Source organism: Pseudoalteromonas sp. SG43-6, assembly GCF_014164365.1.
Lineage (GTDB): Bacteria > Pseudomonadota > Gammaproteobacteria > Enterobacterales > Alteromonadaceae > Pseudoalteromonas > Pseudoalteromonas rhizosphaerae.
The window spans coordinates 1-311 of record NZ_JACJEZ010000200.1 but is presented as its reverse complement, the minus strand read 5'-3'; the positions used below and the strand labels follow the sequence as shown (position 1 = coordinate 311).

The 311-nt window shown below is 41.2% G+C and carries 1 protein-coding gene; it reads right to left on the bottom strand.

What is annotated here, in order from left to right; genetic code table 11:
* Positions 1-311, bottom strand: a 311-nt coding sequence (locus H5201_RS23620) for an ATP-binding protein (RefSeq protein WP_182785471.1), incomplete at both ends; no start/stop codon positions are given.

Here is a 311-nt window from a genome sequence, read left to right as displayed (position 1 = left end):
AAGTCACCTCGTTGCTGCGCACTCAGTGGTTCAAGCCCCCAGTCGTCTAAGATCAGTAGATCATACTTTATTAGCTTCGCTAGTAATTTTCGGTAACTACCATCTGCTTGTGCTAGAAACAGGCTCTCAAGTAACTCTTTTAATCGAATATAGTAAACACTTTTTCCTTGTAGGCAGTGCTCATGCCCTAAGGCACACGCAAGGTATGTTTTTCCACAGCCTGTTGCCCCAGTGATTAAGATATTTTGATGTAAGTTTAGCCAGCTATTTTGGCTTAAGTTACGTATCTGTGCTTTTTCTATATTACGTGT